This is a genomic window from Micromonospora sp. RV43, assembly GCF_001029515.1.
GTDB classification, from domain to species: domain Bacteria; phylum Actinomycetota; class Actinomycetes; order Mycobacteriales; family Micromonosporaceae; genus Micromonospora; species Micromonospora aurantiaca.
This window is the reverse complement of record NZ_LEKG01000055.1, coordinates 1-25,966: the sequence shown is the minus strand read 5'-3', so window position 1 is coordinate 25,966 and position 25,966 is coordinate 1. Positions and strand designations below refer to the sequence as shown.

Annotated in this window: 22 protein-coding genes and 1 pseudogene; 16 read left to right on the top strand and 7 right to left on the bottom strand. The window is 73.8% G+C overall.

Going from position 1 to position 25,966, the window contains the following annotated elements:
• Positions 1 to 140 precede the first annotated feature (140 nt).
• Positions 141 to 1,580, top strand: a complete 1,440-nt coding sequence (locus ABD52_RS15725; RefSeq protein ID WP_047892320.1) for an aldehyde dehydrogenase family protein — start codon at positions 141 to 143, stop codon at positions 1,578 to 1,580.
• A 15-nt stretch (positions 1,581 to 1,595) separates the two neighbouring features.
• Here ABD52_RS15725 and ABD52_RS15720 read toward each other — a convergent pair whose 3' ends face one another.
• On the bottom strand, positions 1,596 to 2,828 hold the full coding sequence (locus tag ABD52_RS15720) for an SUKH-3 domain-containing protein (RefSeq protein WP_235437475.1): 1,233 nt from the start codon (positions 2,826 to 2,828) through the stop codon (positions 1,596 to 1,598).
• 81 nt (positions 2,829 to 2,909) lie between these two features.
• Between ABD52_RS15720 and ABD52_RS15715 the strand changes: the two genes are divergently transcribed.
• The 14 genes from ABD52_RS15715 (at position 2,910) to efeB (ending at position 19,333) form a co-directional block, all read left to right on the top strand.
• Positions 2,910 to 3,323 carry a YbaB/EbfC family nucleoid-associated protein gene (locus tag ABD52_RS15715; RefSeq protein WP_013284189.1) on the top strand — a complete coding sequence of 138 codons (414 nt, stop codon included), beginning with the start codon at positions 2,910 to 2,912 and terminating at the stop codon, positions 3,321 to 3,323.
• Between the two features lie 3 nt (positions 3,324 to 3,326).
• Entirely contained in the window at positions 3,327 to 3,683 is a 357-nt protein-coding gene (locus ABD52_RS15710; RefSeq protein WP_013474104.1) for a hypothetical protein, read from the top strand.
• 24 nt (positions 3,684 to 3,707) lie between these two features.
• Positions 3,708 to 7,922, top strand: a complete 4,215-nt coding sequence (locus ABD52_RS15705; RefSeq protein WP_235437476.1) for a toxin glutamine deamidase domain-containing protein — start codon at positions 3,708 to 3,710, stop codon at positions 7,920 to 7,922.
• Complete coding sequence (locus tag ABD52_RS15700; protein ID WP_013474106.1) at positions 7,922 to 8,356, top strand: hypothetical protein; 435 nt, start codon at positions 7,922 to 7,924, stop codon at positions 8,354 to 8,356. Before ABD52_RS15705 ends, ABD52_RS15700 begins: the two co-directional genes overlap by 1 nt.
• Before the next feature lie 17 nt (positions 8,357 to 8,373).
• Positions 8,374 to 9,093: a deoxyribonuclease V gene (nfi, locus tag ABD52_RS15695; protein WP_047892317.1), complete on the top strand. Its 720-nt coding sequence runs from the start codon at positions 8,374 to 8,376 to the stop codon at positions 9,091 to 9,093.
• A 105-nt stretch (positions 9,094 to 9,198) separates the two neighbouring features.
• Positions 9,199 to 10,146: a hypothetical protein gene (locus ABD52_RS15690; RefSeq protein ID WP_047892328.1), complete on the top strand. Its 948-nt coding sequence runs from the start codon at positions 9,199 to 9,201 to the stop codon at positions 10,144 to 10,146.
• Between the two features lie 199 nt (positions 10,147 to 10,345).
• Positions 10,346 to 10,552 carry a Trm112 family protein gene (locus ABD52_RS15685; protein ID WP_013284195.1) on the top strand — a complete coding sequence of 69 codons (207 nt, stop codon included), beginning with the start codon at positions 10,346 to 10,348 and terminating at the stop codon, positions 10,550 to 10,552.
• Positions 10,549 to 11,745 (top strand): SIS domain-containing protein, encoded by a 1,197-nt coding sequence (locus ABD52_RS15680; protein WP_030271147.1) that lies wholly within the window; start codon positions 10,549 to 10,551, stop codon positions 11,743 to 11,745. The genes ABD52_RS15685 and ABD52_RS15680 overlap by 4 nt, the downstream gene beginning before the upstream one ends.
• 28 nt (positions 11,746 to 11,773) lie before the next feature.
• Entirely contained in the window at positions 11,774 to 12,796 is a 1,023-nt protein-coding gene (locus ABD52_RS15675) for a cation diffusion facilitator family transporter (protein ID WP_030271146.1), read from the top strand.
• Positions 12,797 to 12,799: 3 nt separating this feature from the next.
• Entirely contained in the window at positions 12,800 to 13,960 is a 1,161-nt protein-coding gene (manA, locus tag ABD52_RS15670; RefSeq protein WP_047892316.1) for a mannose-6-phosphate isomerase, class I, read from the top strand.
• Positions 13,961 to 14,248: 288 nt separating this feature from the next.
• On the top strand, positions 14,249 to 15,748 hold the full coding sequence (gene ahcY, locus ABD52_RS15665) for an adenosylhomocysteinase (RefSeq protein WP_013474110.1): 1,500 nt from the start codon (positions 14,249 to 14,251) through the stop codon (positions 15,746 to 15,748).
• Between the two features lie 188 nt (positions 15,749 to 15,936).
• A complete protein-coding gene (efeU, locus tag ABD52_RS15660) occupies positions 15,937 to 16,854 on the top strand; it encodes an iron uptake transporter permease EfeU (RefSeq protein WP_047892315.1) in 918 nt (305 codons plus the stop codon).
• A 29-nt stretch (positions 16,855 to 16,883) separates the two neighbouring features.
• Positions 16,884 to 18,014: an iron uptake system protein EfeO gene (gene efeO, locus ABD52_RS15655; RefSeq protein ID WP_013284201.1), complete on the top strand. Its 1,131-nt coding sequence runs from the start codon at positions 16,884 to 16,886 to the stop codon at positions 18,012 to 18,014.
• Positions 18,011 to 19,333 (top strand): iron uptake transporter deferrochelatase/peroxidase subunit, encoded by a 1,323-nt coding sequence (efeB, locus tag ABD52_RS15650; RefSeq protein WP_047892314.1) that lies wholly within the window; start codon positions 18,011 to 18,013, stop codon positions 19,331 to 19,333. Before efeO ends, efeB begins: the two co-directional genes overlap by 4 nt.
• Positions 19,334 to 19,340: 7 nt before the next feature.
• Here efeB and ABD52_RS15645 read toward each other — a convergent pair whose 3' ends face one another.
• Positions 19,341 to 20,303 (bottom strand): RDD family protein, encoded by a 963-nt coding sequence (locus ABD52_RS15645; protein ID WP_232236672.1) that lies wholly within the window; start codon positions 20,301 to 20,303, stop codon positions 19,341 to 19,343.
• Between the two features lie 41 nt (positions 20,304 to 20,344).
• Between ABD52_RS15645 and ABD52_RS15640 the strand changes: the two genes are divergently transcribed.
• Entirely contained in the window at positions 20,345 to 21,298 is a 954-nt protein-coding gene (locus tag ABD52_RS15640; protein ID WP_030271138.1) for a stage II sporulation protein M, read from the top strand.
• Here the strand turns inward: ABD52_RS15640 and ABD52_RS15635 are convergent.
• The 5 genes and pseudogenes from ABD52_RS15635 to ABD52_RS15615 form a co-directional block, all read right to left on the bottom strand.
• A complete protein-coding gene (locus ABD52_RS15635; protein ID WP_013474115.1) occupies positions 21,276 to 22,586 on the bottom strand; it encodes a DUF58 domain-containing protein in 1,311 nt (436 codons plus the stop codon). The genes ABD52_RS15640 and ABD52_RS15635 overlap by 23 nt on opposite strands.
• Positions 22,583 to 23,560 (bottom strand): MoxR family ATPase, encoded by a 978-nt coding sequence (locus ABD52_RS15630; protein WP_013284206.1) that lies wholly within the window; start codon positions 23,558 to 23,560, stop codon positions 22,583 to 22,585. Before ABD52_RS15630 ends, ABD52_RS15635 begins: the two co-directional genes overlap by 4 nt.
• Positions 23,557 to 24,858, bottom strand: coding sequence for a DUF4350 domain-containing protein (locus ABD52_RS15625; protein WP_047892313.1), 1,302 nt, complete (start codon positions 24,856 to 24,858; stop codon positions 23,557 to 23,559). Before ABD52_RS15625 ends, ABD52_RS15630 begins: the two co-directional genes overlap by 4 nt.
• The gene (locus tag ABD52_RS15620; RefSeq protein WP_047892312.1) at positions 24,855 to 25,454 is read right to left on the bottom strand and encodes a DUF4129 domain-containing protein; all 600 of its coding nucleotides are present in this window, start codon (positions 25,452 to 25,454) and stop codon (positions 24,855 to 24,857) included. Before ABD52_RS15620 ends, ABD52_RS15625 begins: the two co-directional genes overlap by 4 nt.
• Positions 25,451 to 25,966 (bottom strand): annotated as a pseudogene (locus tag ABD52_RS15615) (hypothetical protein); the annotation flags it as partial. The pseudogene ABD52_RS15615 and the gene ABD52_RS15620, both read right to left, overlap by 4 nt.

The following is a 25,966-nucleotide window of genomic DNA, read 5'->3' as shown; positions in this document are numbered from 1 at the left end:
GAAGTCTCCGAGAAGGTGGCCGGGGGGAGGGTCAGCGGAGGTTATCGCAATCTGACTGCCATCTTGGCTACTAAATCCGAGGCAGACAAGGGTTTGGGCAACTGTTTCCGCGTGGGCGTCTGTGGTCTAGGCTGCCGGTCGTGGAGCCGAGAGCCTTCTACGTCGCCGGTCGCCCCGCCCACGGCGAGGACGAGCTGACAGTCACCCACCCGTACGACGGGCAGCCGGTGGGGCGTACCACGCTCGCCACGGCCGACCAGCTCGAAGCCGCAGTCGCGGGCGCCGCCGCGGTGGCCGCGGAGGCCGCGGCCCTGCCCGCGCACGCCCGCGCGGCCGCCCTGGACCACGTCTCCCGCCGGCTCGCCGAGCGGGCCGACGAGGTCGCCGCGCTGATCACCGCCGAGAACGGCAAGCCGGTCAAATGGGCGAAGGCCGAGGTCGGGCGCGCGATCTCCACGTTCCGCTGGGCCGCCGAGGAGGCCCGCCGCTTCTCCGGCGAGCTGCAACGGCTCGACACCGACCCCGCCGCCACCGGGCGGATCGCCCTGGTCCGGCGCGTGCCGCGCGGGCCGGTGCTCGGCATCACCCCGTTCAACTTCCCGCTCAACCTGGTCGCCCACAAGGTCGCCCCGGCGCTCGCCGTCGGCACCCCGATCGTGGTCAAGCCCGCACCGGCCACCCCTCTCACCGCGCTGCTGCTCGGCGAGATCCTGGCCGAGACCGACCTGCCCGAGGGCATGTTCTCGGTGCTGCCGCTGCCGAACGAGCGCGCCGCCGAACTGGTCACCGACCCGCGGCTACCGGTGGTGTCGTTCACCGGCTCCGGACCGGTCGGCGCGGCCATCCGCCGGGCCGCGCCGGACAAGCACGTCACTCTGGAACTCGGCGGCAACGCGGCGGCGGTCATCTGCGAGGACTGGGCGGCGGACGAGGACCTGACCTTCGCCGCGCACCGCATCGCCACGTTCTCCAACTACCAGGCCGGGCAGTCGTGCATCGCCGTGCAGCGGGTCTACGTGCACGAATGGCTCTACGACGGCTTCCTGCCCCGGCTCGTCGCGGCGGTGCAGGCGCTGCGCACCGGCGACCCGCGCTCCGAGCTGACCGACGTCGGTCCGCTGGTGTCGGTCGAGGCGGCGCAGCGCGTCGAGACCTGGGTGGACGAGGCGGTCGCCGCCGGCGCGGTCATCGAGACGGGCGGGCGGCGCGACGGTGCCAACTACCCGCCCACTGTGCTCAGCGGCGTACCGGCCGACGCGAAGGTGTGCGCCGAAGAGGTGTTCGGACCGGTGCTGGTGGTCGCCCCGGTCGTGAACGACCGGGCCGCGTTCGCCGCCGTCAACGACTCCGCGTACGGGCTCCAGGCCGGCGTCTTCACCCACCGGCTCGACGTGGCGTTCGACGCCGCCCGCACGCTGGAGGTCGGTGGCGTGATCGTCGGGGACGTGCCGTCGTACCGGGCCGACCAGATGCCGTACGGCGGGATGAAGGGCTCCGGGGTCGGGCGGGAAGGGCTGCGCAGCGCGATGGACGACTACACCGAGCCGCGGGTCACGGTGCTGACCGGCGTGGCCCTCTGACCGCTCGCCCGCCGCTCACCAGGTGCCGTCGTCGCGGACCCGGGCGGGGGCGCGGCCGAGCAGCAGGGTGGTGAGGGCGGCGTCGATGTCGGGGCCGAGGAACCACTCGCCGGCCTGGTCGAGGGCGAAGATCCGGCCGTGCTCGTCGATCGCGAGGATGCTCTCCTGACGCTCGCTGCCGAGCGGGAAGAGACGGGCGCCCAGGACGGCGGCGAAGTCGGCGAGGGAGTCGGCGGTGTGCGCCACCTTCCGCGGTCGTACCTCGAAGCGCGAGATCCAGACCGCTTCACCGGGGCCCTGGCGTGCGGTGACCAGCCCGGGAAAGGCGGTGAGCGTCGTCAGCGCGGCCGGGAAGGTGGCGTGGGTGTGCTGTGCGCCCCGGACCTCGCTGACCTTGCGGACCGAGGTGGCGGCGGACACCTCGTCGCCGAAGTGCGGCCGCCAGCCGGCGATCACGAGCGCGTTCGCCACCTCGGCGGGAAACCGGTCGGGCTCGGGAGGCGTCTGGGGCTCGGACTGCCACTCCTCGGCGAGGGCCAGCTCCGGCCAGGGCAGCACGTTGACGTGCACGAGGAACCTGATGCACGACTCGCAGCGCAACTCGGCCGGGCCGCCCGCGGGGTCGCCGGGTTCGCGGACGCGGAAGCTCTCGATCCGGCTGGTGCCGAGCAGGTCGCGCGCGTCCTCGATGGACAGCGGCGGCAGACCTTCGGCGGCGCGACGGTGGTCGTGCTCGTAGAGCGCGTCCGAGACGACGATCATCTCGGCGTGCCGCTCCCCGCCGCGTACCAGATGCCCCGCCGGTAGCTCGTCCAGATAGGACTGCACCAGCGGATGGTGGCGTACCTCGATCTCGCCCTTCGCGCCCTGCGCGACGTGCTGCCGGCCGTCGAGCGTGAGGTGCGCCGCCGCGCCGGGCGTGGGCAGGCGGGTCAGCTCACGCAGCAGTTGGGCGGCCGGGTCGACGGTACGCGGCGGGCGCGGTTCGGCCGGACGCCGCTGCCGGTACATCCGCTCGACCGCCGCGGCCGGCACCCGCGGCCACGTGGACACCTCGCCGGTCTCCTTGTCGATCACAGTGGTCGGCAGGTCGCCGGGGAGCGCCCGGGCCTCGGTGGACACGACGGAACTCACCACGTAGCCCAGGTCGAACTCCTCGACCTCCGGCGTGCAGGGAAAACCGAGGCGGTCGGAGTCCCTCCGGGCCCACACCGAGGCGATCTGCTCGGCCTGCTGTCGCTCGATCACCACCTGAAATTACCGGACCCCACGGATTTCGTGGCACCCGGTATGGTCGGCCCTACCCACGGTGACGGAAGGGGAGCGACGGTGGCCGAGAGTGCGGACCGGGATGCGAACCGTGCACTACGCGCGCGATTCGACGAGGTGTACGGCCAATACCAGCGCTTGCGGTCCGGTCTGGACGATCTCCAGACCAAGCTGGCCGAGTTGCGGGTCACCGAACGCTCCGACGACGGTCAGGTGACCGCCGTCGTCGGCGCGCGAGGCGAGCTGATCAGCGTCGAGGTGAGCCCGGCGGCGTTCCAGGACCGGGACGCCCGTGCGTTGAGCCGGAAGATCACCGAGACCGTGCTGCGCGCCTCCACGGCGGCGAGCGCCGCCACCCGCGAACTGGTCTCCGGATACCTGCCGCCGGGCTCCCCTTCGGTCGAATTCCTGCGTACCCATGACTTCGGCGCGCTGCTCGGCCGGGCCGACTCCGTGCTGGCCCGCGGCGAGTGACAGGTGGCCGGGGGAGAGATCTGGCTGGACCCGGACCGGGCCCGGCGCGGCGGGGCTGACCTGGCGCTGTCGGGGCGGGCGGTGAGCGCGGCCCGGCGGGAGACGGGCGAGCCGATCGCCCACGCGAGCGCGCAGCGGCCCTGGGGCCGCGACGACATCGGCGCCGCGTTCGACAAGCACTACCAGGGCTACGCCGAGACGCTGCTGCGCGCGTGGGAGCTTCTCGGCCGGTCGCTGGAGGTGCTCGGGTCGGACGTCGTCCGCTCGGTCACGGCTACCGTGGAGACGGACCTGAGCAACGCCCGTGACCTCGGGAAGATCCCGCAGCAAGGGCACAACCCCCATCGGCCCCGGCGCTGACCACCGGAGGACCCGCGCGTGAGCATGCTGCCCAGCCCGATCCCGCACCCGCTCGACTTCTGCCCGTGGGACCTGCCCGGCTGGATCTACGAGGCGCTCGACTGGGTGGTCGGCGTCGAATGGCCGGAGGGCGACGAGCGCGCCGTCTGGGACCTGGCCGACCAGTGGTACGGCGTAGCAGGCGTCCTGACCCGTCCGCGCGACGACGCGATCACCGCCGCCGGCGAGGTCAAGAGCGGGTACGGGGGAGTCGGCCTGGTCGCCGGTGCGTTCGACACGGCGTGGCACAAGCTCGCCGAAGGCCAGGACGCTCCGCTGCACGTCCTGGTCGCGGCCACAGACGAGCTGGCGCGTCTGGTCGACTCCTGCGGCTGCGACATCGAGGGCGCGAAGCTGGAAGCCTGGATCGAGCTGGGCATCCTGGTCGTCGAGTTGCTGTCCCTGGCGGTCGCCACGGTGCTCACCCTGGGCGCCGCCTCACCGGCGGCGGCCGCTGCGATCACCGCCACGCGGGTCGTGGTGCAGCAGATCTTCAAGCGGTTGGTGGCCCAGCTCGCCCGCAAGGCGGTCAAGCAGGGCCTCAAAGAGGCGGGCGAACGCGCTGCCAAGGAGGCGGCCAGGTCCGGTGCCCGCACGCTGGCTCGACGGACCGCGATCGGCGGACTGCTGGAGGCCGGTCAGGAGGCGGGCACCAGCCTCGGCACGCAGGCGTACCAGAACTCCACCGGCCGGCGGGACGGCCTCGACCTGACCGACGTGAGCACGTCGGCTCTCGGCGGATTCGCCGGCGGCGCGGTCGCGCCGATGGCCGGGCTGGGCCGGCACGCCAACGGGCGGTTCGCGGAGATCGGCGAGCGGTTCGGGCGGGAGATGGCCGGGGAGACGCTCGCCGAGACCGCGGCGGGTCTGGCGACCGGCCAGGGGCCGTCGCTGGAGGATCTGGCACGTGCGGCAGCCTCCGGCGCCACCGGGTCCGCCACCAACCAGGCGGACTCGGCGCTGCAACGCCGCCTCGACGGGCAGCTGAGCGGGTTGACGGTGTCCCCGGTCGGCTTGGACGTGCCGGTCGCCGCCGATCCCGTCGGGTTGATCCCGGCCCAGCGGGTCGCCGAGCCGGTCGTCCAGGGCGGCGACACGATCGCCGGTGCCGTTCCCGTGACACCCACGCACGTCACGCCCCAAGCCGCCGGTCCGCACCCGCTCGCCGTGGACCTGCCCCTCCCGGCGCCGGATCCCACGACGACGCCGCCGCACAATCATGTCGTCCCGCACGACGTGGCACGTCCGACGGTCACCACGAGCCCTACGTTGTCCTCGGTGATCACGGAAGCGCCCGTCGCCACGCCCCCGTCGACCGCGCCCGGAGTCCACAGCGGCGCGGTTCCGGTGGCGACGCCGATCGACAACGCCCCGCCACCGTCGACCCCCGTGCAGGCGGGAGCGGCACCTGCCACGCTCTCCCCGTCCACCACTGACCATCCGAGTGTGGCGGCGCCGCCGTTGTCGGACCGGGCCGGCCCCGGCCTCGGACCTTCGGCGCCGGTGTCCACGCCGTCACCGCAACCGCATGCGGCACCGTTCCCAGGCCTGCCCGGCCCGGATCCGCGCCCGATTCCGAACCCCCGCTTCCCCCTGCTGGAGTCTTTGGCGCCGCCCCGGCCGTCCGCGGACTCCCCAGGTCCCGACCTCAGCCGGCTCGACCCGCCGCCTCCCGACCTGCGAACGATCCGGGAGCGCGCCGCACGGCTGGTCGCCGACAGGGAGTCGTTCGACAGACGCCGCTACCGCGGTCACCTGCAGTCCCAGCGGACCTGGTTCGAGGACCGTCGACGTGAGACCCGAGCCGACTGGCTGCATGAGCGCGCCACGTACCACGAGGAACGGGCCAGCGACTGGGCCGCGCAGGCCATGGAGCTGCGCCGCGCCGGCCGGACCCTGGCGGCCGAACGATGGCACCGGGAGTCGCACGAGGCCGCCCTGGAGGCGGCCGACCTGCGCGAGGAGGCGCGGCACGTCCTGGCCGGCAGGCTCGTTCCGCAGGAGGTGATGGTCGAGGACGACCTCGACTTCTACCGCATCAACGACGACGTGGCGGACCTGGCCGTCGGCGCGGTGGAGACGGCCGACCACTCCGCGCTCACCGGTCACGGACACCCCGAGCCGATCGACAGGTCCCGGCCCTACGGCCGCCGGGGAGGACTCCGGCCTCCACTCGCGCTGCACCAGACCGACCTCGAACGGCAGATGCCCCGCAACCCCGACGGCAGCGTGACGCGTACCGCCGATCCCCGGCGCGGTGGCTGGTTCCGCCTCGCGAACGACGGCGGACCGGCGGCCGACGCCACCCGGGGGATCAACTGCCTCGACTGCACGCTGTCGCTGTTCGAGACCTGGGTCCACGGACGGCCGCGCGTCGCGGCACCGCGTACGTTCGACGGATACCTGCACGGCGACGTGAACCGGCCGGTGGGCGGCGAGGCGGACGGACCGCTGCGGGTCGAGCAGACGACCGGCGGCCGGTTCCAGAACCTCTGCCGGCCGGATCGGCCCGGGATCACCGGCCGGGACCGGCAGCTGTTGGTGGACGGCGGTTACCGGGACCTGTACGCGCAGCTCGCGTCGGGCGGTCACGGCAGTTACGCGTTCCTCATCACCAGCTTCGAGGGCGGCGGATCGCACGCGTGGGTGGCGTTGAACCAGAACGGCACGATCCTCTTCCTCGACCCGCAGACGGGCGACGTGGCGGACCGGCCGATCTACCACCACAACGGCCGTCCGGCCCGCAGCAACGTCGTCGGCGTCGACGCTCTGGTGCTCGGCCCCGACGGCCGGCCGATGCCGCTCGCCGGTCGGCCGCCCGGCACCTACAACGTCCTGCCCGAGCCGCTACCCCGTCCGGCGCCGCCACGGCCGCCGGCCCCGCCGCCGATCGCAGACGGCCACGTCCCGGACTTCAACCACGTCCACCTGCTCGGCGAGTCCACCACCATCTACCGCCGGGGCGACGGACCGCTGCCGGGGAGCGCGCCGCCCGTCGAGCCGGAACCCGACCGGGTACGCGAGGAACACCGGCAGGCGCACGCCGACCGGATCGCCGCCGGGCTCTACGTGCGCGACGCGCTCGCGCAGAGCGGGAACCTCGACGACGCCTTCGCCGCCGGGGTGACGCCCGTCGAGCTGGCGCAGCACGCCGACGTGCCGACGCTGCGGCGGCTCGTACCCGGACTCGACGAGACCGCCGCCGCCGACCTCACCCGGTTGTTCGCCGACCCGCGTGTGCAGCGGATGCTCGACCAGAGCTGGGAGGCGCCGCCGCGACGGGAGGAGTTGCTGGCCGAGACGCTGGTGCGGAAACTCGCGGAGCGGCCCGACCTGGTCCGGATGATCCTGGCGACGCCGGAACTCGCCAACTCGCTGACCGCGCGGCCGCTGACCCTGCACCACCTGGCCAGCCACCAGCAGGCCATCGACGTATTGCAGGACGTGGTAGGCGAGATCCGGGAACGGGGGGCTGACGTCGTTGCATCGACGGAACCGCCGGCCCTGATGCCGACTCGATTGACAGGCGCTCACCTGGCGGTGAGCGAATCCTTTACGACTGATGGCGCGGAGGCCGCGCAGCCGGGTTTCGATCTAACGCGACTCGGTGACGCCGCGTATCGAAAGCAGTTCTTGGACCAGTTGTATGAGGAAGCCGCTGTCGCACAGTCGGAGCTCAACTCCCTGGGGCGGGATTTGGCAGAGTCATGCGGTGGTGGTGCCGAATATCACCCGCGTCGTGAGCCCAAGGACCGTGGGCGGGCTGAGGACAAGATCGAGGGCTACGGCGGCGATGCGTCACAGCTGAAGGATCTCGCGGGCGGCTACGTCTCGTTTGGCAACCTCGACGAACTCTACGGCGGACTGGCACGTCTGAGGAACGACGGGCGATTGGATCTGGTGAAGTTCGAAGACCGCTTCCAGAGCCCACAGAAAAGTGGATACCGAGACGTACAGATGTTCCTTCGTGCCTCCAACGGGCACATCGCTGAGTTCCGGCTGCAACTGGCGCCACTCGACATAGTGGCGACCTGGGAACACTCCCTCTTCGAAGTGCGGCGCGACCTCGAAGCGGTCGCTCGTGAGGAGGGACGTAGCGTGACGGTGACAGAGTCCGCCATTCGTCGGGCGGTGCTTCGGCGCCAGCGTGAGCTGTTCTGGGAGGCTCTTCAGACGGCGCTGCACAAGGAGCGTGAGTGATGGCTACAGTCGACGGCGTCGAACTTCCCGCTTATTTCGAGCACTACGACACGCCTGTGAAGCTGGTCGCCACACCGGATGGCGGCCACGCCGCTTGGAAGCTGGACCGCTCGACGGGGGGTTGGCGGCCGGCGGACGAGCTCGTCGACGACGTGATCGGTGGCGTGGGCGGCGAGATCTACGTGCGCTCGGCTGATGCCTTCGTGCAGCACGTCGAGCAGTTGCGCGGACGCTACCTGAGCGGAGAGGGGCCGGTCTTCGCGCTCTACGAGACGGTCCGGGCGATCGCGGCGCCCGCCGTCGCGGAGAGGCGACCGTTCACCGCGGAGGAAGCCGCGCTGATCAAGGGGATCCGGCGGCGGACCTTCGTGATGTTCGAGGAGCAGCTCCAGCAGGCCGGTGACCCGGCCGCCGACCCCACCATCGCCTCCTGACAACGGCCCGGAACGCCATGCCCTCCACCGGCGGCCCGCCCGTGCCCTACCTGCCGCCCGCCGACGTGGCGGAGGCGCGACGCGTACAGGAGGAGTTGCGGTCCCGGGTGGACCTGATCGGGCCCGGTCCTGCCGCGCCCGTGACGGTGGCCGGGCTGGACGTGGCGTACGCGCAGGACGGTGACCTGCTCGCAGCGGCCGTCACGGTCCTCGACGCGGCCACCCTCGACGTGGTGGACGAGGCGGTGTGCGTGGGGCGTCCCGCCTTCCCGTACGTGCCGGGACTGTTCGCGTTCCGCGAGATGCCGGCATTGCTCGCCGCGCTGGACCGGCTCACCACCCGTCCGGAGCTGTTGGTCTGTGACGGCCACGGGCTGGCGCACCCGCGCCGGTTCGGGCTGGCCTGTCATCTGGGCCTGGTGACCGGGCTGCCCACGATCGGGGTGGGCAAGACGCCGCTCGTCGGCTCGTGGACGGGCCCCGGTCCCGAGCGTGGTGACAGCGCCGACCTGTGTGACGAGGGCGAGGTGGTCGGGCGGGTGCTGCGGACTCAGGACGGTGTCCGGCCGGTCTTCGTGAGCGTCGGGCACCGGATGGGGTTGGACGAAGCGGTGGAGCGGGTACTGGCACTGACGCCCCGGTACCGGCTGCCGGAGACCACCCGTACGGCCGACCGGCTGTGCCGGCGGGCGCTCGCCGATGCAGGCGCGTCGGGCGGTGACCTGGGCGGGCGGTGATCGCGTGGCGCTGCACACATGTGGCGTGCTCGATGCGCGGGTGCCTGGAGGGGCCGGTAGTAACCTGACCGGCGGATCCGGTCCGGACGCAACGGTGAGGTGGAGATGTCGGCAGGGCGGCACGCGGCGCGGTGGGCCATGGTCGGCGCGCTGCTGGGTGGCCTGATCGCCGTCCCGGCGTCACCGGCGTCGGCCCGGGACGACCGGGTGGGACTGCGCTCGGCGAAGAGCTTCACCGCCGGTGGTCCGCCCGGGACGGTGGCGGTCGAGGTGCGCAAGCGCACGGACGGCTGCGTGCAGTTGCGTACCGCGGTCGGGCTCCGGCTGGAGGGCCTGCGGGCGGACCAGGTCCGGGTGCAGGTGGCGTCCGGCGGCCGATGGGTGCCGGTGCAGGTCTCCGGGGACGGCGGCGCCGTCGCCACCGCCGCGGTGGCCCCGGTCGACCGGCCGCTGTGCAAGGGCAAGGGCGTCACCGTGCGTTACCGGGTGTCCTTCCTGGCCGGGGCTGTCGGCGGCCGGCTGGAGCTGGCCGGTGAGGCGAGCGCCGCGAACGGCGACGTGCTCGGCCGCGCCGGCGGGTCGGCCCGGCTGGTGGGCGCGCCGACGCCGAGTCCCAGCCCGTCCCGTAAGCCCTCGCCGACGCCCAGCGCGAGCGAGACCACGCCGGCCGAGGCGACCGACACGTCGCCGGTGGCCGCCGCCGTCGCCCCGGCCACCGCCGCGGCCGACGACTCGTCGTTCGGAGGTTCCATGATCATGTGGTTCGGTATCGGGCTGGTGCTCGTCGGCGCCGCTCTCATCGTCCTGCTGCTGCGCCGCAACCGCGCCGACCGCAGCGGTGGCGGCGTGGACGCCGGCCTCCCGCCGGTCCCGCTGCCGCGCAGCACCACCACCTACCGCTCCGGCACGCCCGGGCCGGCCCCCACGGTGTACGGGGGCGCCACGCCGCCCCGCCCGGCCGGCAACGTGTACGGCGCGCCCGCGCCCGCTCCGACGCCGCCGGCCCCGCCTGCCGGGGACGCGACGAGCGTCTTGCCCCGCTTGCCGGACTGAGCCGGAACCCGACCCGGTCCCGGGGTTACCGTGACTGTGGGTGGTCATGCCGTGACCCGGTAGCCGCCACCTGCCCGGCCGGAGGACGGAACACCGGGGCCGAACGGGGCCCGGTGCCGGGGCCGCTCGGCCGATAAGATCGCGTGCGCCGATCGGCACCGCCGACCGGTGAGACCGCATACGTGGAAGGAGCCGCGCCGTGGCCCTGGACCCGCAGTTGCTCGACATCCTCGCCTGCCCGGACACGCACCACGCCCCGCTCGACTACGACGCGCAGGCGCAGACGCTCACCTGCACCGAGTGCGGTCGCATCTTCGAGGTCCGGGACGACGTCCCGGTGCTCCTGCTGGACGAGGCGCGCGGTGGACCCGCCGCCGACGACGCGCGGGGCGGGTCGTCGCGGTGATGGAGGGTACGGCCGGGGTCAGCGGCCACCGGCACGCCGACGAGGCCCTGCTGGACGACGCGGCGCAGCTCTCCGAGCGGGATCCGGGCGGCATGCTCCGGTTCACCGCGTCCGCGGGCGCCCAGGTGCGCGAGTCGGCGGCGCTGGCCGCCGAGGCGAACCTGTCGGTGCTCGCCGACGACGGGCGACCCCGCGCGGTGGTCATCGCCGGCATCGGCACCGCCGGGCGTACCGGTGACGTGCTGGCCACCGTCGCCGGGCCGCGCTGCCCGGTGCCGGTCATCCCGCACCGCAGCGCCGGCGTGCCGGGCTGGGTGGGCGCGGCGGACGTGGTCATCGCGGTGAGCGCGTCGGGCCGCAGCCCGGAGGCGCTGGGCGCGGCCGAGGCGGCGCACCGGCGCGGTGCCCGGCTGGTCGCGGTCGGCGCGCCCGACTCGCAGCTCCAGTCGGTGGCCGAGCGGGCCCGCGCGCCGTTCATCCCGGTGCCCCGGCGCGCGCCGGCCCGGGCCAGCCTCTGGGCGCTCACCGTGCCGGTTCTGCTGGCCGCCCGTACCCTCGGGCTCGTGAAGGTCAACGAGGCGGATCTGGCCGAGACGGCGGCCCGGCTGGACGCCGACGCCGATCGATGCCGGCCGACCGCCGAGTCCTTCGTCAACCCGGCGAAGTCGCTGGCGCTCGGCCTGTCCGGTTCGATCCCGATCGTGTGGGGTTCGTCCCCGCTGGCCACCGTGGCCGCCCGGCGGTTCGGTGACACGTTGTCCGCGAACGCCCGCTACCCGGTGGTCGCCGGTGCGCTGGGCGAGGCGGGCCGGGGCCGCGTCGGCCTGCTCGACGGCGTGTTCGGCGGTCTGGCCGAGGGCGAGCGGGACATCTTCGCCGACCCGGGCGACGACGAGCCCGACGGCACCCGGCTACGGCTGGTGCTGCTGCGCGACGGCGGGCTCAACGCCGACGACGACACCGACGAGCCGCTGGCGGTCGAGGAGCGCCGCGCGGACGCGGTGCAGACGCTCGCCGAGCGGCGCGGGGTGCGCTGCGACGTGGTGACCGCCGAGGGCGGCTCCGCGCTGGAGCGGCTCGCGTCGCTGGTGGCGGTCCCCGACTTCGCCTCGATCTACCTGGCCCTGGCGCACGGGCTGGACCCGATGGCGGTACCGGCAATCACGGAGATGAAGGAGCTGGCAAACCAGTGAGCACACGGGGCATCGAGCGAGGCGGGGAATGAGCGCAAACGGGGGCACGAAGGCGATCGTCGCCGCCCTGGCGGCGAACCTCGGCATCGCCGTCACCAAGTTCATCGCGTTCGCCCTCACCGGCTCGTCGTCGATGCTGGCCGAGTCGATCCACTCGGTGGCCGACTCGGGTAACCAGGGCCTGCTGCTGCTCGGCGGCCGGCGGGCCAAGCGGCAGGCCACGCCGCAGCACCCGTTCGGGTACGGCCGGGAGCGCTACATCTACGCCTTCATCGTGGCGATCGTGCTGTTCAGCATCGGTGGCCTGTTCGCGCTCTACGAGGCGTACCACAAGGCGTCCGACCCGCACGCGATCACGGAGTGGCAGTGGGTGCCGGTGGTGGTGCTGGTCGCGGCGATCGTGATGGAGGGCTTCTCCTTCCGTACCGCGATCAAGGAGTCGAACCTGGTCCGGGGCAAGCAGTCCTGGGTCCGGTTCATCCGTCGCGCCAAGGCGCCGGAGCTGCCGGTGGTGCTGCTGGAGGACTTCGGCGCCCTGGTCGGTCTGGTCTTCGCGTTGTTCGGCGTCGGCATGACGCTGATCACCGGAGACGGCATGTGGGACGCCGCGGGCACCGCGATGATCGGTGTGCTGCTGGTGATCATCGCGATCACGCTGGCGATCGAGACCAAGAGCCTGCTGCTCGGCGAGGGTGCCGAGCAGAGCGAGCTGGACAAGATCGAGCAGGCTGTGACCAGCGGTCCCGAGGTCGAGCGGATCATCCACATGAAGACGCTCTACCTCGGCCCCGAGGAGCTGATGGTGGCCGCGAAGATCGCGGTGCCGGCCTGGGAGACCGCCCAGGACCTGGCGCGTGACATCAACGCGGTCGAGGCACGGATCCGCCGCGAGGTGCCCACCGCCCGGGTGATCTACCTGGAGCCGGACATCTACTCGCCCGCCGCCGAGCGGGCCGGCACCGGGCAGGCGGCGGACACCGCCGTCCCGGAGGCCGTGACCAGTGGTGGGGCGCAGCCGGCCGACGAGGTGGCCGGGCGGCCCGGGAGCTGACCGATGGAGTTGTTGCAGGGCCGGATCCGTGACTACGCCTGGGGCTCGCGCACCGCGATCGCCGAGTTGCAGGGGCGGCCGGTGCCGAGCAACGGGCCGGAGGCGGAGCTGTGGCTGGGCGCCCACCCGGGCGCCCCGGCCACTGTGCAGCGCGACGGCCGACCGGTCAGCCTCACCGAACTGCTGGTGGCCGAGCCGGGCCACTGGCTGGGTGAGCGGCTGGTCGGCCGGTTCGGCACCCGGCTGCCGTTCCTGCTGAAGGTGCTGGCCGCCGACGCGCCGCTGAGCCTCCAGGCGCATCCGGACGCCGAGCAGGCCCGCGCCGGGCACGCCGCCGACGTGGGGCGGGTCAACTACGTCGACCCGTACCACAAGCCGGAGTTGCTGGTGGCGCTCTCGGAGTTCGACGCGCTGTGCGGCTTCCGCGATCCGGGGGAGTCGGCGGCGGCGATCGCCGCGTTCGGCGTACCCGAGCTGGAGCCTGTGGTGGCGGCGTTGCGCGACGGGCCGGCGGGGCTGCGGGAGGCGGTACGCCTGCTGTTGAGCTGGCCCCGGGCGGAGCGGGCGGGGCTGGTGGCGGCCGTGCTGGCGGCGGCGGAGGCCGGGCCGGCCTCGGCGGACGCCGAGCTGGTCCGCACGCTCGCGTCGGGCTATCCGGCCGACCCGGGCGTGGTGGTGGCGTTGCTGCTGCACCACGTCCGGCTGGCGCCCGGCGAGGGCATCTGGATGCCGGCCGGGAACCTGCACGCCTACCTGCGCGGCACCGGCGTCGAGATCATGGCGGCCAGTGACAACGTGCTGCGCGGCGGGCTGACCCCGAAACGGGTCGACGTGGACGAGCTGCTGCGGGTGCTCCGGTTCGAGGTGCTGACCCAGCCGGTGCTGCGGCCGGAGCAGGTGGAGCCGGGGGTGCTGACCTGGCCGGTGCCGGTGGAGGACTTCGCGCTGCACCGGGTCGAGGTGGCTGCCGGGTCGCCGGGGGTGCGGCTGATGCTGCCCGGGCCGCGTGTGGTGCTCTGCCGGGCCGGGAAGCTGACCGTTGACGACGGCGTGGGCGTGGTGACGCTGGACGCGGGTCAGGCAGCGGTCGGTACGGCGGCCGGTGGCCCGCTGACGGTGGCCGGGGCGGGCGAGGCGTTCGTCGCCACTTGCGGCATGCACTGATCTGCGCAAGTCCGACTTTCCCGAAATGGCTTGACGGTCACGCTGCGTGGTGTGACTCTATGGGTACGCAGCGTTGTCGCGACGAAGGTCCGGTGACGTGCGGGGGAACCAAACCGGGGGGATGCGCGGGGCGGCCGGGCCGTGGGTGGAAAGTCCGCTCACGACCGACCGCCCCGTGCGCTGTCCGCCGACCGGCCGATTGCGCGGTCGGCCAACCGGGCACGGGTCGAGTGGCCCGCGAGCGTAAGGTGGAAGGCTGCGCACCACCATCGTTCGACAGGAGCTTCCATGACCAGCACCCTCCCGGCGGCCTCCAGCGGCGCGTCGTCGCAGGCCCGGCCGAGCACCCTCGCCGAGGGCGACTACAAGGTGGCGGATCTGTCGCTCGCCGCGTTCGGGCGCAAGGAGATCCGGCTCGCCGAGCACGAGATGCCCGGCCTGATGGCGATCCGGCGTGAGTTCGCCGAGGCCCAGCCGCTGGCCGGCGCCCGCATCACCGGTTCGCTGCACATGACCGTTCAGACCGCTGTCCTGATCGAGACCCTTGTCGCGCTCGGCGCGCAGGTCCGCTGGGCGTCCTGCAACATCTTCTCCACCCAGGACCACGCCGCCGCGGCGATCGTGGTCGGCCCCGAGGGCACCCCGGAGGCCCCGGCCGGCGTGCCGGTCTACGCCTGGAAGGGCGAGACGCTGCCGGAGTACTGGTGGTGCACCGAGCAGGTGCTGGCGTGGCCCGACGGGCAGGGCCCGAACATGATCCTGGACGACGGCGGCGACGCCACCCTGCTCGTCCACAAGGGCGCCGAGTTCGAGAAGGCCGGCGTCGTGCCGCCGGTCGAGTCCGCCGACTCCGAGGAGTACGCAGTCATCCTCGAACTGCTGCACCGCTCGCTGGCCGAGGACGGCCAGCGCTGGACCCGGATCGCCGCCGGCATCAAGGGCGTCACCGAGGAGACCACCACCGGTGTGCACCGGCTCTACGAGATGCACCGCGCCGGCACGCTGCTCTTCCCGGCCATCAACGTCAACGACTCGGTGACCAAGAGCAAGTTCGACAACAAGTACGGCTGCCGCCACTCGCTCATCGACGGCATCAACCGCGCCACCGACGTGCTGATCGGCGGCAAGATGGCTGTCGTCATGGGCTACGGCGACGTGGGCAAGGGCTGCGCCGAGTCGCTGCGCGGCCAGGGCGCCCGGGTCGTGGTGACCGAGGTCGACCCGATCTGCGCGCTCCAGGCGGCGATGGACGGCTACCAGGTCGCCACGCTCGACGACGTGGTGGAGCAGGCCGACATCTTCATCACCGCGACCGGCTGCTTCGACGTCATCACCAACGAGCACATGGCCCGGATGAAGCACCAGGCCATCGTGGGCAACATCGGCCACTTCGACAACGAGATCGACATGGCCGGCCTGGCCAAGCGCAGCGACGTGACCCGGGAGAACATCAAGCCGCAGGTCGACGTGTGGCGCTTCGACGACGGCCACGCCATCATCGTGCTCTCCGAGGGCCGCCTGCTGAACCTGGGCAACGCCACCGGCCACCCGAGCTTCGTGATGTCGAACTCGTTCGCCAACCAGACGATCGCCCAGATCGAGCTGTTCACCAAGACCGAGGAATACCCGATCGGCGTCTACGTGCTGCCCAAGCACCTGGACGAGAAGGTCGCCCGGCTGCACCTGGACGCGCTCGGCGCGAAGCTGACCACGCTGACCAAGGAGCAGGCCGCCTACCTGGGCGTCTCCCCGGAGGGCCCGTTCAAGTCGGACCACTACCGCTACTGAGTCCCACGCTCCCGAAAGGACCGGGGTCGGCCGCCGCGCGGCCGCCCCGGTCCTTTTTCGCGTACGGGGGGAGTCCGGCGGATGTCGAACCGGGTGACGTTACCCGGATCGGCTTGACGTTTGCTGTGAACAGGAGCAAGGTATGGCTGCCCTAAGTTAACTGAGGCAAGCCTGACTACGGAGTATCCATGTTCGCCACGTACCTGATCGGCCTGCGCGAGGGCCTGGAAGCGACCCTCGTGGTCAGCATCCTCGTCGCCTTCCTGGTCAAGTCGCAGCGCCGGGACCGGCTGCCGCAGGTGTGGGCCGGCGTCGGCCTGGCCCTGGCGCTCTCCGTCGGCTTCGGCTCCCTGATCCAGTACACCTCCACCTCGCTGCTGCGCACCTCCGAGTCGCGCGAGCTGTTCGAGGCGGTCACCTCGGTCGCCGCCGTGGTCTTCGTGACCTGGATGATCTTCTGGATGCGCCGGGCCGCCCGCACCATCGCCGGTGAGCTGCGCGGCAAGCTCACCGACGCGCTCGCCGTCGGCTCCCTGGCGGTCGCCGGCATGGCGTTCCTCGCGGTGATCCGCGAGGGTCTGGAGACCGCGCTGATCTTCTACGCCGCGGCCGAGAGCGCCGCCGGCGGAACCGGGCCCGGCTCGCTGCTCGCCCTGGCCGGCGGCATCGCCACCGCCGTCGTGATCGGCTTCCTGCTCTACCGCAGCGCGGTGCGGATCAACCTGAGCCGGTTCTTCACCTGGACCGGCGCGCTGCTCATCCTGGTCGCGGCCGGCATCCTCAAGTACGGCGTGCACGACTTCCAGGAGGCCGGCGTGCTGCCCGGCCTGAACGACCTGGCCTTCGACATCTCGGGCACGCTCGACCCGGGCTCCTGGTACGGCGCGCTGCTCGCCGGCATGTTCAACGTCACCGCCGCGCCGACGGTGCTGGAACTGGTCGCCTGGGTCGCGTACGCGGTGCCGGTGCTCGTCCTCTTCCTGCGCAAGCCGGCCAAGCCCGCGAAGCCGGCGCAGTCCGCCGAGCCGGTTCAGCCCGACGAGCCGGCCGCCGAGACGTCCGCCGCGCCGGCCGACGCCGCCGCCGTTCCGTCCCCCCGCTCCTGACCCGCCCGTTTCCGAGGAGACCCCGCACGATGCGTACCACTCGACTCGTCGCGCCCGCCGCCGCCGGGCTGCTCGCCGTCGCCGGACTGACCGGCTGCGGGGGCGGTGACGACGCCGACGCCACGAACGGCGGGCCGATCGCCGTCAAGGCCACCGACACCGTCTGCGAGGTCGGCGACACCGAGATCGACGCCGGTCAGGTGACCTTCAAGGTGACGAACACCGGTTCCAAGGTCAACGAGTTCTACGTCTACGCGGCCGGTGACCGGGTGATGGGCGAGGTGGAGAACATCGCCCCCGGGCTCAGCCGCGAGCTGCGCGTCGAGCTGACCGCCGGCACGTACGAGACGGCCTGCAAGCCGGGGATGAGCGGCCGGGGCATCCGGGGCGCGCTGAAGGTCTCCGGCACCGCCGCGACTGTCGCCCCTGATGCGGCGCTGACCCAGGCGACCGAGAGCTACCAGCGGTACGTGCGCAGCCAGACCGCCGCGCTGCTGACGAAGACCGAGGAGTTCGTGGCGGCGGTCAAGGCGAACGACGTGGCCAAGGCCAAGGCGCTGTACCCGGTGGCCCGCACCTACTGGGAGCGGATCGAGCCGGTCGCGGAGAGCTTCGGCGACCTCGACCCGAAGATCGACGGCCGCGAGGAGGTGGTCGAGGAGGGCATGGAGTTCACCGGCTTCCACCGGATCGAGAAGGACCTCTGGACCACCGGGGACGTCAGCAAGGACGGCCCGATCGCCGACCGGCTCCTGGTCGACGTGAAGGCGATCGTCGCCAAGGCGGACGCCGAGAAGCTCACCCCGCTCCAGCTCGCCAACGGCGCCAAGGCGCTGCTCGACGAGGTCGCCAGCGGCAAGATCACCGGCGAGGAGGAGCGTTACTCGCACACCGACCTCTGGGACTTCAACGCCAACCTGGAGGGCTCGAAGGCGGCGATCGCGGCGCTGCGCCCGGCGCTGGAGCAGCGCGCGCCCGACCTGGTGAAGCAGCTCGACAGCGAGTTCGCGAACGTGGAGGCAACCCTCGGCAAGCACCGGGACGGCGACGGCTGGAAGCTGCACACCCAGCTCGGCAAGGCCGAGCTCAAGGAGCTGTCGGACGCGGTGAACGCGCTGGCCGAGCCGGTCAGCAAGGTCGCGGCGGCAGTCGCGCGATGACCGGCCCGGCCGGTGGTGACGCGACGAGCGAGCCGAACCACGAGCGGACCGGTCGCGGCCTGTCCCGCCGCCGGGCGATGACACTGGCCGGCGTCGGTGTGGCCGGCGTCGCCGGGGTGGCGGGCGGCGCTGGTGCGCTGCTCGCCGGCGGGAACGAGGCCTCAGCCACCGGCTCCGCCGCAGGGTCGGTGCCGTTCCTCGGCGAGCACCAGGCCGGCATCACCACCCCGGCCCAGGACCGGCTGCACTTCGTCGCGTTCGACGTGGTCACGAAGGACCGGGACCGGTTGGTCGCCATGCTCCAGGAGTGGACCGCCGCCGCGGCCCGGATGACCGCCGGCAAGGACGCCGGGGTGATCGGCGCCGTCGGCGGCATGCCCGAGGCCCCGCCGGACGACACCGGCGAGGCGCTCGGACTGCCCCCGTCGCAGCTCACCCTCACTGTGGGCTTCGGGCCGACGCTGTTCCGCGACGCGCAGGGCCGGGACCGCTTCGGCATCGCCGCCCGCCGCCCGGCAGCCCTCGCCGACCTGCCGCACTTCGCCGGGGACGCGCTCAGGCCGGAGCTGTCCGGCGGCGACCTCTGCGTCCAGGCCTGCGCCAACGATCCGCAGGTGGCGGTGCACGCCATCCGTAACCTGGCCCGGATCGGCATGGGCGTGGTGAGCGTCCGCTGGTCGCAGCTCGGCTTCGGGCGTACCTCGTCGACGTCGCGGGACCAGGCCACGCCGCGCAACCTGTTCGGCTTCAAGGACGGCACCGCCAACCTCAAGGCCGAGGACGCGGGCCTGCTCCGCGACCAGCTCTGGGTGCAGCCCGGTGACGGCCCGGAGTGGATGACGGGTGGCTCCTACCTGGTCACCCGGAAGATCCGGATGCTGATCGAGACGTGGGACCGCAGCCCGCTGGCCGAGCAGGAGATGATCGTCGGGCGGACCAAGGGCAGCGGCGCGCCGCTGGGCCTCCGGGACGAGTTCGACGAACCGGACTTCGCCGCGAAGGGCGACGACGGGGAGCCGCTCATCGCCGACACCGCACACGTACGGCTCGCCCACCCGGACGCGAACAACGGCGCCCGCCTGCTGCGCCGCGGCTACAACTTCGTGGACGGCTCGGACGGGCTGGGCCGGCTCGACGCCGGTCTGTTCTTCATCGCCTACCAGCGGGATCCGCGCCGGCAGTTCGTGCCGATCCAGACCCGGCTGGCCCGCAACGACGCGATGAACGAGTACCTGCGGCACGTCTCCAGCGGCCTGTTCGCCTGCCCGCCCGGCGTACGCGACGCCGCCGACTGGTGGGGGCGAGGGCTGTTCGGCTGAGCCCGGCTCAGCGGCGTACCGGATCGGGGGCGGCCTCCGGCGCCGCGGACCGCAACCGGCCGACGGCCGGCGCGGCGGGACGCAGGGTGGCCGGCGCGACGGCGTGCGGCACCGCGGCCGGGACCAGCTCCGGCCAGAGCGTGGCGGTGACCGCCCGGGCGCGGCCCAGCCGGAGCGCGGCCCGGCGCCCCCGCTCGGCCAGCACGGCGGACAGGTAGACCCAGTCCGGCGCGGACCACGGCGGAGGCGGCGAGGTGACCGCCGCGGCCTCCACCCACAACGCCCGGCCCAGCCGGGAACGGTCCGGCTCGGCGAGCTGAGGCAGCCGGTCCAGATACTGCCGGACGGCCAGCGCCAGCCCGTCGTCGAACCGGGTCAGGTCGAGCGTGGTCGCCCAGGCCAGCAGCGGCGGCGGAGCCGGCGGCAGCGGCCGCCACAGCGCCGCGCCTCGACTGTGCACCACGAGCGTGCCGGCGACCAGGTCACCCAGCCGGCGGCCGCGCGGGTCGGTGAGCATCACCGTGACGCTCGCCGCCCAGCTCAGCAGCGGCAGCACCAGCCCGGGCCACTCCACCGCGACGCCCACGAGCGCCCGGGTCAGCGACTGGCCCACCCCCACCGGGCCGCCGTCGGCCCGCACCACCCGCAGCCCCACGGCCAGCTTGCCCACCGTCCGGCCACCGGCGAAGCGCTCCATCACCACCGGATAGCCGAGCAGGACCAGCACCAGCAGCACGACCTGGAGCGCGCCGGCCAGCGCGGCATCGAGGACGTCGCCCAGCAGGGCGAGCGCCACCATGGCCAGCACTGCGCCGAGCAGCAGGAACAGCACGAGCTGGATCACGGCGTCGATCAGCAGGGCGAGCACCCGGGAGCCCAGCCGGGCCACCCGGACATCCAGCTCCACCGCCTCGCCGCTGACCAGACCGGCATCGGCCCAACTGGGCGGTGGGGGAGGTTGCGCGCGCACCCCGACAGTGAACACCATGGACGCCGAACGGGGGAGGGTGAGTGGATCTCGACGCGTACGTGGCCGAGCACGGCGCCGAATGGCGGCGGCTGGAACACCTGACCGGCCGGCGTCGCCTCGACGCGGCCGAGGTCGACGAACTGGTGGCGCTCTACCAGCGCAGCGCCACACACCTCTCCGCGCTGCGCGCCCGGGCACCCGAGCCGACGCTGGTGAACCGCCTGTCCCACCTGGTCCTCGCCGCCCGGGCCCGGGTCACCGGCCGCCCCCGGCCGTCCTGGGCGGCGGTGGGCCGGTTCCTGGCCGCCGACCTGCCCGCCGCCCTCTACCGGGCCTGGCCGTGGTGGTGCGGCGTGGCCACGGCGTTCAGCGCCCTGAGCGCCTTCCTCATCTGGTTCGTCGCCGGTAACCCGGACACCGCCGCCGCGTTCGTCGGCCCCGAGGCGGCCCGGCAGCTCGTGGACTCCGGTTTCGCCGGCTACTACACCGAGTTCGCCGCGCCCACGTTCGCGTTCCACCTGTGGACGCACAACGCCTGGCTGGCCGCCCAGTGCCTGGCCGCCGGCGTCCTCGTGGTGCCGGTCCTCTGGCTGCTGTGGCAGAACGCGCTGAACATCGGCGTGGTCGGCGGCGTGATGATCTCCTACGGCCGGGCGGACGTCTTCTTCGGCATGATCACCCCGCACGGGCTGCTGGAGCTGACCGGCATCTTCGTCGCCGCCGGGGTCGGACTGCGGACCGCCTGGGCCTGGATCGCCCCGCCCGCGCACCTCGGGCGCGGCCGTGCGGTCGCCGAGGCGGGACGGCTCGCCGTCGTGGTCGCCGCCGGCCTGGTCGGCCTCTTCGCGGTCTCCGCGCTGATCGAGGCGTTCGTGACCCCGGCGCCGGTGCCGATCCCGCTGCGGGTGGCCGCCGGCGCCGCGGTGTGGCTGGCCTTCCTGGCGTACGCGCTGGTGCTCGGCCGGCGCGCGGTCAGAGCTGGCCGAGAGACTTGAGCCGCAGATAGGTGTCGGCGACGGCCGGGGCCAGCCGGTGCCCCGGTACGTCCACCACAGTCACGCCGTAGCGCGACAGGGCGGCGCGTACCCGGTCCCGTTCGGCCAGCGCCCGCCACGCCGACGCGGCCGCGTACGGGTCGTCCGGGCCGGCCGGGGTGGCAGTGGCGAGCCGGTTCAGCACCGGGTCGCCGGCCGCGGCCAGCACCACCCGGTGCCGGGTCGCCAGCCGGGGCAGCACCGGCAGCAGCCCGTCGCCGATCGCGCCCGCCTCCAGCGCGGTGAACAGCACCACAAGGCTGCGCTGCCGCTCCCGGCGCAGCACCTCGGCGGCGATCAGCTCGAAGTCGGTCTCGGCCAGCGCGGGCTGCAACGGCGCCACCGCGTCGACCAGCCGGGCGAGCAGCGCCGGACGGCCGCTGCCGGTCACCCGGGCCCGGATCTCCGTGTCCGCCGCCAGCAGGTCCACCCGGTCACCGGCCCGGGCGGCGAGCGCGGTGAGCAGCAGCGCCGCGTCGATGGCGGTGTCCAGCCGCGGCTCGTCGCCGAGGCGTACCGCCGACGTGCGGCCGGTGTCCAGGACGCAGACCAGCCGCCGGTCGCGCTCCGGGCGCCAGGTGCGCACCAGCACGTCGGCGCGGCGGGCGCTGCCCCGCCAGTCGATCGAGCGGACGTCGTCGCCCACCGCGTACTCGCGCAGCGTGTCGAACTCGGTGCCGTGACCGCGCCCCCGGGTCACCTGCACGCCGTCGATGACCCGCAGCCGGGCCAGCTTCTCCGGCAGGTGCCGGCGGGAGTCGAAGCGTGGCAGCACCCGCAGCGTCCACTGTGGCGTGGCGGGTTGCCCGGCGCGCTGCCGGGCACCCAGGCGCATCGGCCCGAGCGAGCGTACGGTCAGCGCCACCGCCGGCCGGTCGCCGCGCCGGGTCGGGGTGAGCCGGACCGGCAGCGTGGCGGTGCCACCGGGCGGCACGGTGAGCAGGCGGTCCGGCGGCACGTCCGGGCGCGCCCCGGCCGACGGCACCCAGGCGTCGCGTACCTGGGCGTGGAGCGTGCGATCGGTGGGGTTGGCCAGGTGCAGCGTGACGGTGGCGGTGCCGCCGAGGCGGACCGTCCGCTCCCCGGACCGGGTCACCGTGAGCGCGTCCGGCGGGACCGCCATCGCCCGGTCGAGCAGCACCAGCAGCAGCACCGTCGCGGTCAGCACGGCGACGCCGAGGAACGGCGCCGGCCAGGCCGGCAGGGTCAGCGCGCCCGCGCCGAGCAGCAGACCCGCCCGCCAGGTCATCGCGGCGTCGGCACGGTGGCCAGCACCGAGTCCAGCACGGCGTCCACAGTCACGCCCTCCAGTTCCGCCTCCGGACGCGGGCGGAGCCGGTGCCGCAGCGTGGGCCGGGCGACCGCCTTGACGTCGTCCGGGGTGACGTGGTCGCGGCCGGCCAGCCAGGACCACGCCTTGGCGGCGTTGAGCAGCGCGGTGGCGCCCCGGGGGGACGCGCCCAGCTCCAGCGCCGGAGCGGACCGGGTGCCCCGGCACAGGTCCACGATGTAGCCGAGCACCGGCTCGGCCACGTGCACCATCCGCACCTCGGCCCGGGCGGCGGCCAGGTCCGACGCGTCGGCCACCGGGCGTACGCCCGCGGCACGCAGGTCGCGCGGGTCGAAGCCGGCGTGGTGCGCCCGCAGCACGCCCAGCTCCTCCTCGCGCTCCGGCAGCGGCACAGTCAGCTTGAGCAGGAAACGGTCGAGCTGCGCCTCGGGCAGCGGGTAGGTGCCCTCGTACTCGACCGGGTTCTGGGTGGCCGCGACGATGAACGGGTCGGGCAGCGGGCGGCGCTCGCCCTCGACGGAGACCTGCCGCTCCTCCATCACCTCCAGCAGCGCCGACTGCGTCTTGGGCGGGGTGCGGTTGATCTCGTCGGCGAGCAGCAGGTTGGTGAAGACCGGCCCCTCCCGGAACGTGAACGCGGCGGTGCGCTGGTCGAAGATCAGCGAGCCGGTGACGTCGCCGGGCATCAGGTCGGGGGTGAACTGCACCCGCTTGGCGTCCAGGTCGAGCGCGGCCGCCAGCGTCCGCACCAGCAGCGTCTTGGCCACTCCCGGTACGCCCTCCAGCAGCACGTGCCCCCGGCAGAGCAGGGCGATCACCAGGCCGGTCACCACCGCGTCCTGCCCGACGACGGCCTTGGCGACCTCGGCGCGCAGCCGGTGCAGGGCGGCGCGGGCGCCGGACGGGGCGGTGGTCGTGACGGGTCCGGTCACCGGGTGTCTCCTTCGCTGGGATGCGGGGCCAGGGTACGGGTCAGGACGTCCAGTTCGCGGGCCAGCTCCAGCAGCTCGCGGTCCTTCTCCGGGGCGGGGCCGTAGAGCAGGTCGGCCACCCGTTCCGGGTCGGCGCCGGCGCGCTCGGCGACCCGGGCGGCCACCTCGTCGTCGGGCGTGCCCGGGGGCAGGTTGAGCCGGGTCGTCAGCCGGTCCAGCGCGGCGTCGCGCAGCGTCGCGGCGACGGTGTCCCGGGCGCCCGCCTGGCGGTAGAGCCGCGCCCGGCCGCGTACCGTCTCGGCGGACCGGACGGTCACCGGCAGCGGCTCCGACACCGGCGGCCCGAGCCGGCGGGCCCGCCAGAGCACCACGAGCAGGCCGGCCAGGGCGAGCTGCACCAGGAGGGCCCAGAACCACTGCGGGAAGGCGCCCCAGAGCGGGTTCTCCCGCGGCGGATCGGCGCGGTCGGGCGGGTCGGGCCGTTCCGACCTGCCGCTGCCGGCCGGAGCGGGCTCCTCGGTGAACGGCTCCGGGGACCAGCTCGGAGCGGTCGGGGCCGACGCCGGCTCGGGCAGGTCGAGCCAGACCAGCGGGCGGTCGCCGCCGAGCAGGCCGGTGGCGAGGGCCTCGTTGCCCCACTCGCCGATCCGGTCGTTGCGGAACGGGTCGCTGGCGCCGGCCAGCACCACCTCGACCCGGCCGGGGACGCGCAGCAGCGCGCCGCCGTAGCAGTGGTCCACCTCGGCCGGCCCGGCGTACCGCTGGAGGTCGATCGCGGCCGTGCCGGCCCGGACCGCCTCGGGCAGCGGGCAGGGCGTGCCGTCGGCGTCCGGCGGCACCGCGCGGGCGGCCCAACGCCCGCCGGCCGGTTCGACAGGGGTGTCCAACTCGGCGAGCACCCGCCGGGACGGCTCGACGAGCACCAGCCGGCTGCCGGGCGGCAGGGCGGTCAGCCCGTCGAGCAGGTCCGGGTGCACCAGGCCGGGCGCGGGCACGAACAGCGTGCTCGGCCCGGCCCCGGCGGTACGCAGCGCCGCCGCCAGATCCGTCTCCCGGCGTACCGGCACGCCCTGCGTCCGCAGCGCCTCGGCGAGCCGGCTGGCGCCGTCGTCGTCGGTGGCGACCGGGGACAGGAAACCGGGCTCGTCGGCGTCGGGCCGGTCGACCGCGCGCAGCACGAGCGTGGTCACGATCAACAGCACTGCGAGCCCGAGCGGGACGATCAACCGGTACGGACGCCAGCGCGGCGCCGCCGTGGCCGCCGCCGTCACGGTCTCCGGTACGACTGTGGCCGTCACCGCGGTTCCTCCCCGGTCAGCTCGCGGCTCAGGTCGGTGGCGAGTTCACGCATCCGCCGGTCGTGCGCGGCGGTCGCGGGACGCTGGGCGTACCAGAGGTCTGAGAAGATCGCCCCGGCCGCGTGCAGCGTCGGCCGGACCTGCGGCCGGTTACGGGCCGCCGCCTCGGTCAGCTCGACGACGGTGAGCCCGGGGCGGGGTTCCACCACCTGCCGGACGACCAGCAGCCGGACCATCTCGCGCAGACGCTCCCGGACCGCCTCGGCGTACCGGCCCTCGGCCGCCAGCCGGTCGGCCGGCCCGAGCCCGCCGGCCGGCACGGGTTCCGGGGTCCGGGGCGCGGGCAGGCGCAGGGCCGGCGGTTCGGTGCGGGCGCGGCGGGCACGCCGCCGGAACCGGGGCAGGCGGAACCGGGGCAGCCGTGGGCGCCGCAGCCGGGGGAGACTGAACCGGGGCAGCCGGCGGGGCACCCAGGCCGGGAAGAAATACCAGCCCAGCGCCACCAGCAGCGCGACCGCCAGCAGGATCAGCGCGGCCAGCGGCAGCGGCACCACGTCACCGAGGGCCGCGACCGCCTCGGTCCACCACCGGCTCACCGGTGGGCCGCCAGCAGGACCGGATCGGGCACGCCGGCCGGCGCGCGGGAGAGCCGGATGTCCAGCCCCTCGGTGCGGATCCGGGTCTCCAGGTGCAGCACCGCGTCGAGGCAGGCGAGCGCCGGGTACGCCAGCGCGTTCACAGCGGTGAAGGCGGCGATCGTCACGGGCAGCGCCCAGGCCGAGACGTCGAACAGGCCCAGCATGTTCAGGCCCTGGTAGAGGCCCAGCCCGATGCCGAGCCGGATCAGCCACCAGCCCAGGTAGCCCAGCAGCCGGATCGCGGCGGCCCGCGCGCTGACCCGGCCGGCCAGGCGTACCGCCCGCCAGGGCGCCAGGTGCCCCGGCACCCCGTCCAGTACCAGCACCGGCACCACCAGGCCGAGCAGCAGCCCGACCACCGAGCGCACCTTCAGCGGCACCTTCGTCCCGTCGGCCAGGCGCAGCACGTCGTAGAAGAACGCGTCCTCGGCGTCCCACAGCCCCTGGTGGTACGCCGCCGCGGCGATGTA

What these genes read in the sequence shown, in the direction of transcription:
- efeO (WP_013284201.1), top strand. Translation starts at nt 16,884, where the DNA reads ATGCGTACCACTCGACTCGTCGCGCCCGCCGCCGCCGGGCTGCTCGCC.
- efeB (WP_047892314.1), top strand. Translation starts at nt 18,011, where the DNA reads ATGACCGGCCCGGCCGGTGGTGACGCGACGAGCGAGCCGAACCACGAG.
- ABD52_RS15675 (WP_030271146.1), top strand. Translation starts at nt 11,774, where the DNA reads ATGAGCGCAAACGGGGGCACGAAGGCGATCGTCGCCGCCCTGGCGGCG.
- ABD52_RS15635 (WP_013474115.1), bottom strand. Translation starts at nt 22,586, where the DNA reads ATGACCTGGCGGGCGGGTCTGCTGCTCGGCGCGGGCGCGCTGACCCTG.
- ABD52_RS15700 (WP_013474106.1), top strand. Translation starts at nt 7,922, where the DNA reads ATGGCTACAGTCGACGGCGTCGAACTTCCCGCTTATTTCGAGCACTAC.
- nfi (WP_047892317.1), top strand. Translation starts at nt 8,374, where the DNA reads ATGCCCTCCACCGGCGGCCCGCCCGTGCCCTACCTGCCGCCCGCCGAC.
- manA (WP_047892316.1), top strand. Translation starts at nt 12,800, where the DNA reads ATGGAGTTGTTGCAGGGCCGGATCCGTGACTACGCCTGGGGCTCGCGC.
- ABD52_RS15690 (WP_047892328.1), top strand. Translation starts at nt 9,199, where the DNA reads ATGTCGGCAGGGCGGCACGCGGCGCGGTGGGCCATGGTCGGCGCGCTG.
- efeU (WP_047892315.1), top strand. Translation starts at nt 15,937, where the DNA reads ATGTTCGCCACGTACCTGATCGGCCTGCGCGAGGGCCTGGAAGCGACC.
- ahcY (WP_013474110.1), top strand. Translation starts at nt 14,249, where the DNA reads ATGACCAGCACCCTCCCGGCGGCCTCCAGCGGCGCGTCGTCGCAGGCC.
- ABD52_RS15705 (WP_235437476.1), top strand. Translation starts at nt 3,708, where the DNA reads ATGCTGCCCAGCCCGATCCCGCACCCGCTCGACTTCTGCCCGTGGGAC.